We start from the raw sequence: 18,089 nt of genomic DNA on the forward strand, positions 1-18,089 counted from the left end.
AGGCGAGGGTCAAGCGGTTCGGTGTGAGCGGCTTTCTTTTGCCTACTTTTCTTTGCCGCTGCAAAGAAAAGTAGGTGCCGCCCCGCACAGGGGCGACGCATGAAGAACCACTAACAAACCGCGGACGCCAGCGACAAAGCAAAGCAAACCCACCCCAAAAGCGTCGCACGACAAAAAAAGCTACCTCGCAGCCTCAGTCGCCTTCCGCAACCTGGCAACCTCCCTCGCGCCGACACCAGGCGCATTATTCCCCCATCCATTGCGGACAAAATTAAGCACATCGGCAACCTGCTGATCACTCAACACGCCCGAATACTTCGGCATCGGATAAGGCGCCGGAATCCCTCCAATCACGAGATCCTCGGTCCCATTCAACGTAACGTTGATCAACGAAGAAGGATTGCGCTCCAGCACATTAGGATTCCCCGCCAGCGGCGCGAGCATCGGCGCAAACCCACGCCCATCCACCCCATGACAATGCATGCAGAAGGCCGTATAAACACGTGCCCCGGCATCATTGGCAGGCCGCGCCAGCGAAACCTTCGTCGCCTTCGCATCGTATGCATAAGCGGGCGCCCCGGACCCACCCGCCGCCGGCAGCGACTTCAGATACCCCGACATCGCCGCCACGTCGGCATCCGTCAACGCCTGCGTGCTGTTATTGATCACACTCGTCATCGCGCCAAAAGCCGAAGCGTGCTGGTTCGCACCCGTCTTCAGAAACTGCGCGACATCGGCCTCCGACCACCGTCCCAAGCCGACGTTATGCTCGCCCGTCAGGTTCGACGCGAACCAGTTGTCGAGCACGCCGCCCGTCAGGAACGCACTGCCGCTCTCGTCGAGCGCCTTCTCCTGAAACGCAACGCCGCGCGGCGTATGACACGACCCGCAGTGCCCCAGCCCCTGAATCAGATACGCGCCGCGATTCCACGCCACGTCCTTGCCGGGCTTGTCGCGGTACACGCCCTGCTCCAGAAACACCATGTTCCAGAACTTCAACGGCCAACGCATGTTCATCGGCCATTTGATGTCCGGCTCACGATTGGCCTGCCTGATGGGCGCCACGCCACTCATGAAGTAGGTGTACAGCGCATGCATGTCGTCGTCGTTGACCTTCGCGTACGACGGATACGGCATGGCCGGATACAGATTGTGGCCATCCTTCGCCACGCCCTCGCGCATCGCACGCTTGAAGTCGGCTTCGCTGTACTGGCCGATGCCTGTGTCCGGGTCCGGCGTGATGTTGGTCGAGTAGATCGCGCCCATCGGCGTCATCATCTGCAAGCCGCCCGCGAAAGGCTTGCCGTGCGGCGCCGAATGACACGCGATGCAGTCGCCCGCCTTCGCCAGATACTCGCCGCGCTTGACGAGCGCGTCGTCGGCAGCGTGCGTCAAGGCGGGAAGCGCGGATAGCGCGAACGCAGCAGCCAGCGCAAAGGCCTTCAATGTGGTTTTCATCGTCGGCCCCTTATGCGTTGATCAACTGGTTGCCAACGGGCAGATGCCGCAGCCGCTTGCCCGTCGCCGCATAGATCGCGTTGGCGATGGCCGGCTGTGCCGCCGCCGTCCCCGGCTCGCCAATGCCGCCCGGCGCCTCGCTGCTCTTGACGATATGCACGTCGATGGTCGGCGTTTCGTTGATGCGCAGAATCCGGTAGTCGGTGAAGTTGTTCTGCTGCACGCGGCCCCGATCGATCGTGATCTCGCTGTACAGCGCCGCCGTGATCGCGAAGATAATGCCGCCCTGGATCTGCGCTTCGACCGTGTTCGGATTCACCACCATCCCGCAATCGACGGCGCACACCACGCGGTTCACCGTAACTTCGCCCTGATCGACGGTCACGTCCGCGACCATCGAAAAGAAACTGCCGAACGCATGCATCACCGACACGCCGCGCCCCTGTCCCTTCGGCACCGTCCTGCCCCAATCGGCCGCCTGCGTCGCGACGTTCAGCACGTTCAACGCACGCGGCGATTTGCCGAGCAGATCGCGCCGGTACTTCACAGGGTCGATCTTCGCCTGCGCCGCGAGTTCGTCGATAAAGCTCTCGACCACGAACGTGCCGCGCGTCGGTCCCACGCCGCGCCAGAACGCGGTAGGCACGGCATGCGGCTCCTGACGCACGTAATCGACCAGTTGATTGGGCAGGTCATACGGAAGATCGGCGGCCACTTCGACGGCATCGGGATCGACGCCGTTCTTCACGGCAGGTGGCGCGAAACGCGACAGGATCGACGAGCCGACAATGCGATGCTGCCACGCAACCGGCTTGCCGTTCGCGTCGAGTCCCGCCGAAATCCTGTCGTAGTAGAACGGGCGATACATGTCGTGCTGGATGTCCTCTTCGCGCGTCCACGTCACCTTCACAGGCACGTTGAGTTGCTTGCCCACTTTCAGGGCCTGCGTGATCGCATCGACTTCGAGCCGGCGCCCGAAGCCGCCGCCCAGCAGAAAGTTGTGCACGACGATCTTGTCCGGCGACAGCCCCGTGATCTTCGCGCCCGCATCGCGTGCACGCGTCGGCACCTGCGTACCGACCCAGATATCGCAGCTATCCGGCGTCACGTGCACCGTGCAGTTGATCGGCTCCATCGTTGCGTGTGCAAGGAACGGCTGTTGATAGACGGCATCGACGCGCGTCTTCGCCTGCGCAAACGCATTGGTGACGTCGCCGTCCTTGCGCGCGACCGCGCCGTTGCCTTGCGACGCCTTCTCCATATCGCCGACGATCGTCTTCATCGACACCGCCGAGCCCGCGCCTTCGTTCCACGTGATCTTCAGCGCGGCGGCACCGCGTTTAGCGGCCCAAGTGTGATCGCCGATCACGGCGACACCGTTGTCGATCTTCACGATCTGGCGTACGCCGGGAATCTTCTTTGCCGCCGTATCGTCGACGCTCGCGAGCGTGCCGCCGAACACCGGGCAATTGACGATGGCCGCATAGACCATGTTGGGCAGACGCCCGTCGAGACCGAACAGCGCGCTGCCGTCCACTTTCTCCGGCGAATCGAGCCGCTTCGCCTGCGTGCCGATCAGCTTGAAGTCCTTCGGATTCTTCAGCGGCACGTTCTCGGGCGCAGGCAGTTTCGCGGCGGCGTCGACGAGTTGCCCGTAGGCGATGCTGCGTTTCGTGTCCGCGTGGATCACCTGGCCGTTCGCGGCATGGCACGACGCCGGGTCCACCTGCCATTGCTGCGCCGCCGCGTTGATGAGCAGCACGCGCGTGGTCGCGCCCGCGCGCCGCATCGGTTCCCACGCGTAGCGGATCGACGTCGAGCCGCCCGTCAACTGGCCGCCGAGCAGCGGGTCCGTAAAGAGCGTCTCGTCGGGTGGCGCGTGCGCGATCGTCACGCTATCCAGCGGCACTTCGAGTTCTTCCGCGATCAGCATCGGGATCGACGTGTACACGCCCTGTCCCATTTCGACCTTCGGGATGATCAGCGTGACCTTGCCCGCCGTATCGATCTGCACGAACGCATTCGATGCGAGCACGCCGCTTTGCGGCGTCTCGACGCCGTCGCCGCCGATCACCGATTTGCGCACGTCACCCTGGCTTTGCGCAGGCATGCTGAAGCCGAGCATCAGGCCGCCGCCCGCCATGGCGGCGACGCTTGCACTGAACTTCAGGAACGCGCGGCGATTGACGCGTGTGGCATCGTCGTCGCGTGGCTTGCCGTTTTGTGCATCGAGGAGTCCTTGTGACATCTCACGCCTCCTTCGCTGCCTGCTTCACGGCAGCGCGGATGCGGTTGTAGGTGCCACAGCGGCAGATGTTGCCGGCCATGGCCGCGTCGATGTCGGCGTCGCTCGGGTTCGGGTTTTGTGTGAGCAGCGAAGCCGCCTGCATCACCTGTCCGGACTGACAGTACCCGCACTGCACCACGTCGATCTGTCGCCATGCAGCCTGCACTTTCTTGCCCGCGGGCGTATCGCCGACGGCTTCGATCGTCGTGATCTTCTTGTCGCCGACAGCCGCAATGGGCAGCACGCACGAGCGCACGGCCACGCCGTCCAGATGCACGGTGCATGCGCCGCATTGCGCGATGCCGCAGCCGAACTTCGTTCCCGTGAGACCGACGATATCGCGCAACGCCCACAGCACAGGCATGTCCGGGGGTGCGTCGATAGTGTGAGACTGGCCGTTGATGTTCAGCGTTGCCATGAGCGTATCCGTAAAGTGGGAGGTTCTATTTATCCGCCGATGCCGAACAAAATCCCGATAACCACGACTCTTTGTTGGACGCGACGTGCCAATCAGGCAAGCCACTGCAGGTGCATACGCACTGCGTGAAGCTGTTGAGCATGGGCATTGAGGGATCGGACCCAATGATTGTAGTGGGACGTTAAAAAACCTGCGTGCGAAGTGCAGAGACTTGCCGGATATCAAGGCGCTCAAGATGCGACGCCCGAATAATGGCAGGGCGGCACCGCCGCCAGATGCAGCCGTATGAAACAGGCGTCGGACGTCTGTGCGACGCGACATGCAGTCGCCGTGCTCTGCGCGGGGTGTGCCCATCGACATCGCGGCGACGGCAAGCAAACTCGCGCGGCCTGTGACTCGCGCCAGCGTCAGGACAAAAATCGATGATCTTTATCTCTCGCGTCGCTGCGCGTCTCTTGCGCAAACCGTGCAGATCGACCAGAAGGCCAACAGGTCGATCGCAACCCCACTGGTTCGGGCGCACGCTGTGCTGCACCACCTTGCTCCTCTGCTCGACCGCCGTGCATGCTGCGTGCGTCTGGGAAAACGGCGAAAGCACGCGAAACTACACGTTTCCGGTCCCGACGATTTCGGTACCACGCAACGCGCCGGTTGGCACGGTGCTGTACACCGTGCCACCGCAAACGGCGCTTCCCGCAAGCGGTGTGTTCGCGAACTGTTCGAGCGGTGGCGGCATGGCCACCCGTAGCCTGTCAGGCGGCGAGATGGTATCGGGCAGCCCCTATACGGTGGCCACCAACGTACCAGGTATTGGCATGCGCTTCGGTTCCGCATACACCGGCTATGTGGACTACTGGGGTGCCGGCAACCAGGAATCGTTCGCCGGCGCATGGGCATGGAACGGCACGCGGCTGGGTGCTCAGGTGGTCGTGACGGGTCCGGTGCGCAGCGGTACGGTCAACGGTCTGGCGACAGGCACCTTCACGCTGGGCGGCACGCTCGTCATCGCGAATCTGCGTACCACGACGTTTGACGTCACAAGCACGGCCTGTTCCGTGACGACACCGTCGGTGTCGGTGAACATGCCTACGGTGAATTCCAGCGTATTCGCATCGGTCGGAACTACGGCGGCACCGCAGCCGTTCGCGATCCGCCTGAGTTGCGCACCCGATACACGCGTCTTCATCACGCTATCGGACAGTTCGAACCCGGCCAACACGTCCAGTGTCCTGACGCTGACGCCAGCATCGTCTGCCAAAGGCATCGGGCTTCAGATTACGAGCGACAGCAAGCCGGTGAGCTTTGGCCCGGACTCGCCCGTGGCGGGCAACGTCAACCAGTGGCAAGCGGGCACATCGTCGGGCGGCGAGATGACAATCCCTCTTGCGGTGCAATATATCCAGACGGCGCCGGCCATCAGCGCCGGCTCGGTGACAGGACTGGCAACCTTCACGATGTCCTATCAATGACTTCGACAAGCTCGCACGGCATCGGCTAGCGTCAATCGTTGACCGGCAGATACTGCGACTTGAGCTGCCTCGGCGGGAAGATCGGCATACCTGTCTGCATGGTGAACGCGTAACGCACATACACGGCCGCAACGAACTCGCGATACTCGTACGCATTGCCGAACGACGCCGCCGCGCCGACCGTCACCTGCGGCGCGAGCTGATACTCGCCGACGGCATCGATCGAGTACGACACGCCCGTCTTGCTCTGGCCAGGATAGACGGCGTTCGGATCGGGTACCGCCTGGGTGGAAGTCTTGAAGCGCGTCACGGCATCGGACTGCAGGCCCGGATCGAGCGGGAAATACGGCGAATCGTCCTGACGATAATGCTGCACGCCAATCGACGCCTTCAGGTCATACGTGAACTGCCCGTTGCGCCCGGTCCATTCGATCGGCAGATTCAGGATCGCATACTGCTGCGGGCTGAAGTAGCCGCCCTGACCGTACGTGAAGTACGACAGATTCTTGTTGTAGTGCATCAGCGTCGTGTTCACGCCGATGGTGAAGGTCTGGTCCGCGTCCTTGTAGAGCCGCGTGTACACGCCACCGCCGCCCTTGATGGACGTGTTCGATGCCACGTGACGGCCATCGTAGTAGTCGCCCGCCAGGTTCGCGTAGAGGCCGCTCGTGCCGTCGTCCCAGCCGATGTCCCCGCGCAGGCCGTTCGACGTCACGCCGCCCCATTCGAGATTGGTCAGCGCATCGCGCGCTCCGGCATACGAGACCAGGCTGTCGGTCACCGCGCGGCGTTCTGCCGTCAGGCGGTAGGACACCTTGTCGGTCAAGCCGCCCTTGAACTGCACGCCACCGACCATGTTCTGCTCGCGAAAGCCGAACGGCGTCGCGCCGACATCGACCTTCAGCCCGCGATACTGATAACCCACGCCCACGCCAACACCCGTCGCCGTCTGCGAGCCGTACGGGTTGCTGGACTGGTTCACCTGCGCCGAACCGAAGCGGGCCAGCGTGTCCGCGCTGCTGCTTGCAGTGCCTGCGTCGAGCGTGACGGGCGTGACCTCGACGGTCACGTGGCCGTCGCCTGCACGAATGCGGCCTTGCAGCGGCACTTCGATGTCGGTCAGGTTCGACAGGCCGTTTTCGCCATCGCGATTACGAAACTGGATGCCACCACCCACCGTGCTGGTCTGCTCACGGTTGATCTGCGCGAGCTCTTCCTCGACGGTGAGCGGCTGTGCCTGCGTCGGTTGCGGATACTGCCGGTTCTGCGCATCAGGATCCTGCAACTGCGCGCTGCGCGTCGGATACGGCGCGGGCGGTTGCGGCACGTACGGCACGAGGCCGTAGCCCTGATTCGTGTAGTTCTGCGGATAGGCCGGTTGCGGCGCTTGCGGCTGATACGGCTGCTGATATTGCTGCTGCGGATACGGCTGTTGCGCGTATGCGCGCTGCTGTGGATACGGTTGCTGCGGATACGGCTGCTGCGCGTACCCTTGTTGCGGATAAGGCTGCTGAGGATACGGTTGCTGCGGGTAAGCCTGTTGCTGCGGGTAGCCGCCCTGCGGATAGCCGCCCTGCTGCTGCGCATAGCCTGCATTGCCGTTCGTTGCGCGCGCATTCTTCGTAGTCCGCTTCTTCGACTGCTGCCGCGCGTTCATGCCCTGCGTCACCTGCGCCTGTGCAGCAGCCTGCGCTTGCGGCGACATGGGCCAGGGCGTGCTGATGGACGCATCGTTCGGTTGCGCGTACACCGGTTGCTGATAGGGCTGCTGATACGGTTGCTGCGGGTAAGGCTGCTGCTGATACGGCTGCGCATAGCCCTGTGCGGGATACGCCTGCCCCGGCGCCAGCCCGCCGCCCGACTGTGACGAGCCATACTGATCGAGACCATAGCCGTCGGTGTCGGGTACGGCACTGTCCGTCAATGCCGCTTGCGGCGCGAGCGTCCTGAGCGAATTGATCTGCGAAGCTGGTTGCGGTGCGATGTAAGGCGCGCTGGGCGCGGTTGCCGGCTGCGTCGGCGGATAGTAGGCAGGCATGGCTGGCATCGGATACGGTTGGGTCGTGAGACCGGTATTCTGCGCAGGGAACGGCACAGTGTTCGACGCATCCGCCGACGTCCGGTTCGCAAAAGGATTGGTGCCGGGCAACGGAATCGGCCCGCGCGAGCGCAAGGGCACATCCCAGCCACTCGGCACAGGCTGGCCGTTCGCACCCGTTGCCGTCGCACCGGGCCGCGCGAGCGGCGCATTCTGCGCGATCAGCGAGCGCTGGAAATACTGTGCGGCAAGACTGTCTCTGCCTTCCGCGCGATACATGCGGCCCATCGCGGCGAGCGCATCGGCATTGTTTGGCGCGATGCGCAAGGCCTGCTTCAGCGTGTTCTCGGCGAAATCGAACTTGCGGATCTGCGTGGCTGCGCCCGCAGCATTCAGCAGCAAACCCATGTCGGTCGGATTCTGCGCGAGCGCGAGACGGTAGGTCGCCAGCGCGTTCGCGTTGTCGTTGTTCGCGGTGTACAGACGCGCGAGCGCCGCAAGAATGTCGGGGTCGTTCGGGCGCGCGGCAAGCCACGGCGACAGCACGTCATAGGCACTGGCGAGATCGTTGGCCTGACGCAGCGCATCCGTGCGGCGCACGACAATCGCCACGTTGATCTTCTCGAAGTCGGTGCGCTGCTGGCCCGTCAACTGCATCGACGCGAGCCGCCGCATCACTTCACCCAGTTCGATGTCCTGACCTGCGTTCAGCAGAATGCCCGCATCCGTCAGCAACAGCCCTGGATCGTTCGGCGAACGCGCGACAGCGCTGCGCACCATCATCAGCGCGCGCGGCGTGTCGCCCGTGCTCACGTATGCCGATGCAATCGCGCCGATCAGTTCGGCGTTGTTTCCCGCAATCGGCTCGGCGTTCTGCAGCATCCCGCGTGCCTGTGCGACCCGGCCGCTCTTCGCGAGCGCCACGGCTTCGTCGCACTGCTGGTGAACCCACAAGCGGTGCTGCAGCATCGCCATCGCGTCGGTGCGTTTGTCGGCGGGGACGCGTTCGAGTTGCGACAGACCATAGCGCCAGTCCTGCATGTCCGCCGCAAGCAACGCGCTCGCGTAGTACGCGTCGGGCATGTCGGGATGCATCGCGATCAGGCCATCCATGATGCTTTTCGCATTCGCATACGCACCCTGCTTCGCGTAGATGCGCGCGAGATCGAGCCGCAGCCATGGATCATCGGGATTGCTCAGCAGCGCGTCTTCGAACAGGCTGCGCGCATTGCCGAGATCGCCGCGCGCTTCGGCGGCGCGCGCCTGTGCGGCCTGCGCCTCGCCACGCAGACGGTCCGTGCCGCCCACCTTCTTGCGCTGCTCGTCCGTCAGCTGGTTCGCGAAGCTGAGCGCTTCGTCGCCGCGTCCTTGTGCGGCCAACGCGCCAACGAGGCCGCGTATCGCATCGGGATTGTCGGCCTGGCGGCGCAGCGCCATGCGGAACGCTGCCTCCGCGCCACGCGGATCGCCGCTTTGCATCAGCACATCGCCGAGTGCGGTTTGCGCGGTGACGTCGCCGGGACTGACGGCAATCGCTTTTTCGAACGATGCCTTGGCCTGCGCGAGATTGCCGTTGCTCTGCTCGCCGAGACCTTCGCTGGTGTACATCCAGTAGGTCGCGCTATTGAGCGCCTCGCGCCAGCGCCCCGCCCCACCTTGCTGCGACGCGCGCTGCAAATAATCGCGCGCCTGTGCAAACTGCTCCTGCTTGAGCAACGCGACGCCCATGCCGCCGAGCGCATCGCCATCATTCGGCGAACTAGAGAGCACCGAACTGAAGCGCGCCTTCGCCGTGACGAGATCGCCGCGATCGAGTGCCGCAAAACCTTCGGCAATGGTGCGGCCGCGTGCGTCGGCACCCGCATTCTGCTGCGCGCGTTCCGACGCGCGACGATCCTGTTCGGCGATCGAATCGGCGCGCGCCTTGACGGCGGCATCGTCGGGATAGACGTTGAGATACGCCTGGAACAGCGGCGCATCCGATGCACGCACGCCCAGCCACAACAGCGCCTGGCGCCATGCGGCCTTCGCCTGCGCGCCGACCACGGAATCCTTCGATAACTGCGCAAGCTGCCCGATACCTTCGCGGCGGTTCGCTTCGCGATACGTCAGATGCTGTGCATAGGCAAGCGCGAAACGCGGGTCATCGGCATGGTCGCGTGCAAGCTGCTCCAGCCCGCGGCGCGCCTCTTCCCAGCCTTGCGGCGATGAACCGAGCGCCTGGTAATACTCGAGCGCCAGTTGCGGATTGTTCGGCTTCGCGCCCAGCGCCTGACGGTACGCCTGCGCCGCCGACGCCTGCTGCCCTGCCTGGGCGAGACGGCGTGCATCGTTGACGGCCTGATCGGTCGGACTGGACTGGCCGAGACGGCGCGCGAGCTCATCCATATCCGGATAGTTCGGTGCCACCTGACGCAAGCGCGCCAGATATTGCTGCGCACCGGCGCCGTCCTTGCGGTCGGCCATCACGATACCCATGCCGTACAGCGCGTCGGGCTGCTTCGGATCGATACGCAAGACTTTCAGCCACGCCTGCTCGGCGAGATCGCCACGCTTGTGCGATTGCCAGTACTTGCCCTGATCGATCAGGACGTTCATCGGGTCGTTCGGCTGCGCCTGCGCGAATGCCGAGGCCGCCGCGCCCGCGCCGAGCGTGAGCGCGACGCCGATTACGAGCGCGCGTTGGCGGATTGGCATGTCTTCTCCCAACGCGGCACGAGCCGGCCGTTTTCATCGAAGCGGTAGCGGCCGTCTGCGGACCCTGTACCGAAGAGCATCAACACCTCGTCGTAATAGACAGGCTGGTTTTGAGTGGATGGCGCTGCGCCTGGCGCCGTGCCTTGCGCGGGTGCGGGTGTTGCGAGCGCAGCCAGATGCGTTTGCGCGAGACCCGCTGCGCGCGTATCGCCGAGCGCACGGAAGTATGGCAGCAGCGCGCCCCAGAAACCAATCGGGCCTTCACCCGTAGCGTTGCCCGTGGTCGTCGCGACCTTCTCGGGCGGCACGCCCGTCTGCGCGACCCGGTCGCGCATGCCATGTATGGCAGCGAGCCAAGGCTTCGCGAGGGGATCGGCAGGTGCGGTCAGTCCTGCCCACAGATAGACGCGGATCGCGTCGTAGCTGCCCACGTCGCCCTTTTGCGGATCGACGATGAACTGGCCATCGCCCGAGCTTTCACGATAAGCGGCCCAGTCCGGCGCGAAGCCAAGCGGCGAGGTGGTCTTGACGAGCTTGAACGCGTTGTCTGCCATGCGCGCCCACGGACCTTTGGGCGACTGCACGGCCATCGCGCGAATCAGCGGCAACGGCAGATAGCTCGGATTCAGGCGCGTCGTGTTGCCGTTGCGGAAGCCTTGCGGGCCCGGCAGCAGTATCGGTCCAAGGCCACGCAGATCGGCGACTTCCTGCTGTTCGATCTGCGTGACGAGCGCGTACGCCAGCTTCGTGTACGCGGGTTCATGCCACAAGCGCCCTGCCTCGAACAGATCGAAGGCAATCCACAGATCCGAGTCCGCAGCCGAATTCGGATCGAGCACGCCATACGAGCCATCCGGCTTTTTGCCCCATTGCCATGAAGGCAGCTTCACGTCCTCACCGTCGAAACGGCCCGCCGACAGATTCGCGCGCGTCCAGCGCAACAGACGCTCGAAGGTCACGCGGTCGTTGGCGACGAGCGCGAAGAACATGCCGTACGACTGTCCCTCCGACGTGGTCTGCTGCGTGGGCGTCGAGAAATCGACCACACGTCCGTCCTGCTGCACGAAGCGCGACACGAACGCGCGATACGCGGACCAGTCGTCGCACGTCGCAGCGTGCGCGTTCACGGCCATCCCCGCGACGACGCCCGCGCACGCGAGCGCGGCACATAAGCGGCGTGATGAGCGTGAATAAAACGCTGCCCGCATATCAATCCTTCAGCCGGCGCGCGGCGACCGCGCGCAACAGCCGGTAGAACACAGCCGCGATGATCAGCGCCGCAATCAGGCCGCTCAGCAGCAGTAGCAGCGGATGCACGGACAGCGCCCAACGCATGTATTCGATGGGCGACAGATGACCGACGTAGTACACATCGCCGTTCGATACCACTTCGAGCGTCCGGCCGCGCACCACGGTCAGACCGCCCTGGATCGACTGGACGAGATCGGGATCGAGCATCGCGTTGGTGAGATCGGTTTCGGACTGGCCCGGCGCCGAAATCAGCGCGACCACGCTGCGGCCTTTTTCGAGCGGCGACTGGAAGCCGGTGATGATCGCGTCGCCCGACGCATTCACCAGCGACAGGTCCGCGCGCCCCGCCGTGCGCACGCCGCCGCGATCGCCGTGCCACCAGTTGGCGATGCGGAACGACACGTTCGAGAACTGGATGCGGCGCGTGTCGTCATCGGCGGAGAACGGCATGTCCTTTTCCCACGTGGTCAGCAACGGTTGCTGACCTGGCGCGCCGATCACCAGCAAGTCTTTGTCCTCGAAACGCTGCACGTCGGCGGCCGTTGCAACGGTCACGCCCGTGACGGGATACGCCGTCGATGCGCCCATGCGTCCCATCACCATCAGATACAGACTGTAGTCGCTCGGGTTCGCGTTCACAGGCAGGATCACCGCCGTCTGCGACAGGTCGGCGAGTTTGGTGAACGGCCAGCCGCTGTTGGCGAAGGCAGCCAGATCCGGCATCGCCATGTAGTGCGGGAACGACGACAGATCGATGGTCGAATCGGGATCGATCTCGCCGCGCACGTTGTCGAGCACCTGGCCCTGGCATTCGCCCGTCTTCGGCATGTCGTAATAGAAGTGGAAGCGCAGTTGCGCCTGCGACGCCAGCAGATGCGGCGGAATGTAGATCTCTTTCGAAGCGGGCGCCGTGTTGTCGGGCAACAGGCGGTTCAGATAACGGCCGAGATCGAGCATCGACGACGACTGCGCCGGAATGCGCAGCGCCTGCACGAAGTTGTTGTTGACGCTGACGTTGAGCGTCGAGCGGTCCGGCGCGGGACGTACCGTGAAGCGGTAGCGCAGATCGACGGGCACGCCCTTCGTGCGCCACGTGAAGAGATCGGGCGGAATGCGCATGTCCACGCGCACCACGTCCGCGTTGTAGCCGCGCACGGACAGATCCTTCGGCACGGTCAGTTCGCCGAAGCGCACAGGGCGGTCGGTCGGCAGCCAGCCGGGGGCGTCGTAGGCCTGACGTGCGCGCGGCGCGTCGACGTGCGTGATCGTCTGCACGGTGCCCGACAGAGCGGCTTCACCCAGCGACAGCGCGTTGGCGGCCGTCTTCAGCTCGCGCGCGTCGCGGCCCATCACCAGCAGCAGCTTGCCGTGCGCGGGCGCTTCGCGATCGACCACGGCCAGCATCGGCCCATTGATGGTGGGCAGCGTGACGCCGGCGGGACGTTCATCGTTGGTGGCGAACACCACCGCGTTGCCTGACAGCGGCGCATTGTCGAGTTGCGCGGGAAACAGCGCGCCGCGATAACCCGCCAGCGAGCCAAACCACGACGCAACCACGCCCGCTGCTTCGAGCACCTGCGACGAAGGCTTCGCGGCAAACACGAACGGCAGTTCGAGACGGCGGATATCGCGCCGGTCGAAGAACGGCAGCGGCAGCGCGCCGAGATCGGGCTTGGTCGCGAGCGACGCGAAAGTCAGATCCAGCGAACTCGCGTTGCTGACGGTAGCCCACAACGCGCTGCTCGCCGGGTCTTCGCAGCCTTGTGTGTAATGGCCGATCAGCTGGACGTTCAGGTGATTGAACTCGGTGATCAGGCGCGGCTCAAGCGGAATGTCGCGCGCGAGCAGCGTGCCCGCCTGCTCGCGCGGCAACGGCAAGGTCGCGGCGACTTCGCCGTTCACCAGCACTTTCAGATGCGACAGGTTCGACAGCAGCGACGGCGAGTAGCTATAGATCAGATGCAGGTTCGCGCCCGTCACGACTTCATCGGCGCGCACCGAGAACGGCACGCCGTTCTGGCCATCCACACCGCGCAGTTGCAGCGGATCGAGTGCGCCCAGTTGGGCGAAGGTGAAAGTCTGGCGGCGTCCGCCCGATACGGCCGTGCCGTTGTCGGCCGTGGTCGGCATCGTGTCGCGGCCACTGCGCACGACGGCGAACGTCTGCGGCACCGGCTCGGCGAAGGCGGGCTGCAGCGCGGCACGCGGATCGACGGGCTTGGCGGTGGGCAAAGGCGGCACGCCGGCGCTTGCACCCGTCGATGCCGACGGCACGAGCGGCGTGGTCGCCGGCGTGGTGCCGGGCGTCGTGGCGAGTTCGGCGCGCGTGGCAGAAATCGCCCCGGACGGCGATGAAGGTGCGGCATCGGACGCTGCCTGCACGGCAGGCAGCGCGGTCACGAACAGCAGCGCGAACAACAGCGTCGGCAACGCTGCACGCAACGGCCAACGCGATGCCTTGCGCGTCAGCGAACGCACACCGGTCCTCTTCGCCGCCGAATCAGCGGCGTCGTTTCGCAAGATCCCCATACCTTATTTTCCGTTCTTCGAGTCGTTTGCTGCGGCCTTGCGTCGGCTGCTCCATGTGCGCAGGTCGGCATATAAATGTTCGAACAGGCCGCCGATACCGCCCACGCCCACACGCATCACGTGCGACAGGCTCTTGAGCGGTGTATCGACTTCGCGCCCTTCTGCCCAGCCGGTCCAGGCATCGGCGCGCGCGAACGTGCTCTGCACGAAATCGAGTTCCTGCTCGCGCGTCATCGGCGCGAACTTGAGGCCAACGCGGCCCGGCACCGAGTAGGTGACGTCGGCGGGAAACACGAACTCTTCCTGGCCGCGAAACAGCGACACCACCACGCTTTCATGCAGCGGCACCTGAATGGCAGCAGGCAATTGCAGCGCGACGCCGCCTTCGGCGTAATCGACCGTTTCGCACACCAGCGTGCGGCCCGTCGAGAAGCGCAGCGAAGCGGGAATGCGCATCGCCACGCGGTGTGTCGAGCGCACCTGACGCTGCTCACGTGCTGCCGCGACGCTCGCGCCGAGAATCAGCATGTTGTAGCCCGTCCACGCGAGATTCAGCACGGTCGTCTGCACTTCGCTGTGCGAGCTCGAATTGAGCACGATATGCACGCAACCGACGATAAAGCCGATCAGGTTCAGCGCCAGCAGAATCAGATACGGACGCGAGATGCCCCAGTCGAAGTACTGCTCTTCGATGCGCCCGCCCTTCGCCGTCACGTTGAACTTGCCGAGCTTCGGGTTGATCAGCGCGAGCAGTGTCGGTGCCGTGATGTACGACGCGAGCACCGATTCATACACTTCCGACCAGAACGAATGGCGGAACTTCTGCTGCATCCGCGAGTTCGTGATGTTCGCGTGGAACATGTGCGGCAGCGCGAAGATCGCGATCGTGCCCGCCGCTGCCTGGATGATGTGCGCGTTGAAGAACAGGAACGACAGCGGCGCCGTGAGGAACACGAGACGCGGGATGCCGTAGAAGAAGTGCATCATCGCGTTGAGATAACACAGCCGCTGGCCGAACGAGAGACCGCGCCCCGTCAATGGATTGTCGATACGGAAAATCTGCGTCATGCCGCGCGCCCAGCGGATACGCTGGCCGATGTGGCCGCCGAGGCTTTCCGTCGCAAGACCGGCCGCCTGCGGAATCGCGAGATAGGCCGTCGTATAGCCTTTGCGGTGCAGCTTGAGTGCCGTGTGTGCGTCTTCCGTGACGGTCTCGACGGCAATGCCGCCGATCTCTTCCACCATCGTGCGGCGCAAGAGCGCGCACGAACCGCAGAAGAACGTCGCGTTCCACAGGTCGTTGCCGTCCTGCACGAGACCATAGAACAGTTCGCCCTCGTTCGGCACCTTGCGGAACGTGCCGAGATTCTTTTCGAACGGATCGGCGGAGAAGAAATGGTGCGGCGTCTGCAGCATCGACAGCTTCTTGTCGCGCAGGAACCCGCCAAGGCCCACTTGCAGGAACGAACGTGTCGGGATGTGATCGCAATCGAAGATCGCGAAGTACTCGCCGTCGGTAATCTTTAGCGCTTCATTGATGTTGCCGGCCTTCGCGTGACGGTTGTGCGAGCGGATCGTCCACGCCACGCCCACTTCTTCGCAGAACGCCTTGAACTCGGGACGGCGGCCGTCGTCGAGCACATGAATGGAGAGCTTGTCCTTCGGATAGTCGAGCGCGATGGCTGCGTAGATGGTCGGCTTCACCACCGACAGCGGCTCGTTGTAGGTCGGGATGAAAATATCGACGGTCGGCCAGGCCGCGCGATCCACGGGCAACGGCATCGGCTTGCGGCGCAGCGGCCACGCGGTCTGGAAGTAACCGAGCATCAGCACCAGCGCCGCATACACTTCCGCCGATACCAGCAGCAGCCCCCACACGGCGTCGAGCGGGCGCTCCCAGTAGGTGGTTTCCGTCAGACGCCAGTACATATAGCGGCCCGTCGCGATCACCGACAGCATGATCATCACGAGTGTCGCGTAGTGCCCTTGCGCGCGGCGGAACAGCATCGCAAGCACGAAGCAGCAGACGGCGAACGTGAGTTGCTCGCCAAATGCCAGCGGCACCGTGAAGACGAAGAACAGCGCCGCCAGCGCGAACAGCACGAGCACGATCGTAACGGGCTTGCTGCCCAGAATGCGTCCGTCGATCAGATGCGAAGCCAGCCGGTCGAAACGCGAGCGGCGCGGCGGCTCGGCGTCGGCGGCTTCGAGGATGTCTTCCTGTGTGGTGCTCATGCGACGTTCCTCGGCAGACGTGCCTGACCGTTCAGGCGCGCGCCCAGCCAGTCGCCGCATGCGCGCAGATCGGCAGCCGCCTGGCTGTGCGTGTCGTAATGGATCACGGTCGTGTCGTAAGCCAGCGATTCGCTCACGCCCTGATCGAGATGGATCACGCCGGGAAACAGATGATCGGCGAGCGAATCGCGCAACACCTTCACCACGTCTTTCGTGAGGCTGCGGCTCTGGTCGACCTGATTGATCACATAGCCATAGCCGAGGAAGTTCTGGCGCGGCAGCGCGTAGGTCTGGATCAGCCGCTCCATTTGCGGAATCGCTGCGTACGAAGCGGCGTCGGCGATCACCACGTTCAGCACGAAATCCGCCGCCAGCAGCGCGGCACGCGTATAGACCGTCGCGCCAGGCGGCGTGTCGATCATCACGATGTCGTCGGTATCGAGCGCGAGCGCTTCGAGCGAATCGCGGATCAGATAGGGATCGGCATCGAGCCGCGCTTCGAACTCGCGCCGGTCGTCTTCATTCAGCGCGCCATGCGGCATCGCCGTAATGCCGTCGATGCCGTCGAACATCACCGTGCGCCACGATGCGCCTGCGAGCGTCGCGCGCGCCACGCCGTCGAAGTTGTCGATGGGAATGCCGAAGTGCAGACGCAGCGCGTTCTGCGGATCGAAGTCGACTGCGATCACGCGACGTCCGTTCGAACCCAGCACCGATGACAGATTGGCAGCCAGCGTCGTCTTGCCGACGCCGCCCTTGGCGGAAACAACGGATACGCCTCTCATGCGTCACCGTCCGCCTTGAAGCGCGGACGGAAGGCATCGCGCAGTGAACGGGAAGGCGCCGCCGCTCCATGCGACAGGCGGGCGAACAGGCTCGACAGATCTTTCGACGGTGCGGTCCCCGACGCTTGCCCGCGTGCCGCATTTCCGCCGCCGAACAGCCCGGAAAGGATCGAGCCACCTTGTTGCGCGGAAGTCGCCGGTCGAGCCGATGGCATGGCAGACGGCCTTTCCGTGACGGGCTGGCTAAATGGGGTGCGAGCAAACGTTTGGCGATCAGCTAAAAATGGGGCGGCCTGAGTGACCTGACGCGGGCGTTGCGGCAAAGCTTCGCGCGGCGCCGATGACGCCAGCGGCGCGGACGGTGTCTGCACGACTGTGGTGGCAGGCGCGACGGATGTCGGCATGTCAGCGGCAGGTGGTGCGGATGCAGCGGGAGCTGTCTGCGCGGTGGGAGCGACGGGTGCAACCGAAGCAGCCGACATGGTCGGCGCGTTGGCCGCGGCAGTCACGCGATCCGCCGCAGGTGCGACGGCGGGCGGCGGGCTGAAGCGGCTTGCGCCCATCGGCGCGGCGGGCGTAACGGGAGGCGGCATCGACGCATGACGATGGCCACGTGCAAAAAGCGGCGGACGTGACGGACCCGTGGCGTCCGGCGTGGCAGCGGGCTGCGCCGCCGGTGCGGGCGCGGCCTGCATGGCCGTTTGCGCGGTCGGCTCGACGCGTGCCGCCGACGCCGTCTTCGGCGCGGGACGGCTTGCGTCCGGCACCGGCTCGGGATGCGCGATGTCGAGTGCGTTGAGCAAGGGCCAGCGCAACGCAGCGTGCTTCGCGTCGTCGTCGCGGGTCACTTCCTGATATTGCCCGGCGTCGCCACCGAAGCGCCGGAACAGATTACCGACGTCGTCTGAAACGCTCATGATGT

At 64.6% G+C, this 18,089-nt stretch carries 10 protein-coding genes; 1 reads left to right on the forward strand and 9 read right to left on the reverse strand.

The genetic code is table 11. The annotated features are described in order from the left end of the window. Positions 1-180: 180 nt before the first annotated feature. From DK391_RS36195 to DK391_RS36205, 3 genes are read right to left on the reverse strand one after another with little or no spacing between them, the layout of a single operon-like run. Positions 181-1,458 (reverse strand): cytochrome c, encoded by a 1,278-nt coding sequence (locus tag DK391_RS36195; RefSeq protein ID WP_109482808.1) that lies wholly within the window; start codon positions 1,456-1,458, stop codon positions 181-183. A 10-nt stretch (positions 1,459-1,468) separates the two neighbouring features. Then, complete coding sequence (locus DK391_RS36200; protein WP_109482809.1) at positions 1,469-3,706, reverse strand: xanthine dehydrogenase family protein molybdopterin-binding subunit; 2,238 nt, start codon at positions 3,704-3,706, stop codon at positions 1,469-1,471. Between the two features lies 1 nt (position 3,707). Continuing rightward, entirely contained in the window at positions 3,708-4,163 is a 456-nt protein-coding gene (locus DK391_RS36205) for a (2Fe-2S)-binding protein (RefSeq protein WP_109482810.1), read from the reverse strand. A 734-nt stretch (positions 4,164-4,897) separates the two neighbouring features. Between DK391_RS36205 and DK391_RS36210 the strand changes: the two genes are divergently transcribed. Continuing rightward, positions 4,898-5,632, forward strand: a complete 735-nt coding sequence (locus DK391_RS36210) for a fimbrial protein (RefSeq protein ID WP_162601011.1) — start codon at positions 4,898-4,900, stop codon at positions 5,630-5,632. Between the two features lie 31 nt (positions 5,633-5,663). Here DK391_RS36210 and DK391_RS36215 read toward each other — a convergent pair whose 3' ends face one another. From DK391_RS36215 to bcsP, 6 genes are read right to left on the reverse strand one after another with little or no spacing between them, the layout of a single operon-like run. Next, complete coding sequence (locus tag DK391_RS36215; RefSeq protein ID WP_109482812.1) at positions 5,664-10,367, reverse strand: cellulose synthase subunit BcsC-related outer membrane protein; 4,704 nt, start codon at positions 10,365-10,367, stop codon at positions 5,664-5,666. Beyond that, complete coding sequence (bcsZ, locus tag DK391_RS36220; RefSeq protein ID WP_109482813.1) at positions 10,340-11,575, reverse strand: cellulose synthase complex periplasmic endoglucanase BcsZ; 1,236 nt, start codon at positions 11,573-11,575, stop codon at positions 10,340-10,342. Before bcsZ ends, DK391_RS36215 begins: the two co-directional genes overlap by 28 nt. A gap of 1 nt (position 11,576) precedes the next feature. Beyond that, positions 11,577-14,147, reverse strand: coding sequence for a cellulose biosynthesis cyclic di-GMP-binding regulatory protein BcsB (gene bcsB / locus DK391_RS36225; protein WP_109482814.1), 2,571 nt, complete (start codon positions 14,145-14,147; stop codon positions 11,577-11,579). Between the two features lie 3 nt (positions 14,148-14,150). After that, entirely contained in the window at positions 14,151-16,382 is a 2,232-nt protein-coding gene (bcsA, locus tag DK391_RS36230) for a UDP-forming cellulose synthase catalytic subunit (protein WP_109482815.1), read from the reverse strand. After that, positions 16,379-17,167, reverse strand: a complete 789-nt coding sequence (gene bcsQ, locus DK391_RS36235; protein ID WP_109482816.1) for a cellulose biosynthesis protein BcsQ — start codon at positions 17,165-17,167, stop codon at positions 16,379-16,381. Before bcsQ ends, bcsA begins: the two co-directional genes overlap by 4 nt. After that, positions 17,164-18,084, reverse strand: coding sequence for a cellulose biosynthesis protein BcsP (bcsP, locus tag DK391_RS36240; protein WP_109482817.1), 921 nt, complete (start codon positions 18,082-18,084; stop codon positions 17,164-17,166). The genes bcsQ and bcsP overlap by 4 nt, the downstream gene beginning before the upstream one ends. Between the last annotated feature and the right edge of the window lie 5 nt (positions 18,085-18,089).

It is taken from the genome of Paraburkholderia sp. C35 (assembly GCF_003121405.1).
GTDB lineage: Bacteria > Pseudomonadota > Gammaproteobacteria > Burkholderiales > Burkholderiaceae > Paraburkholderia.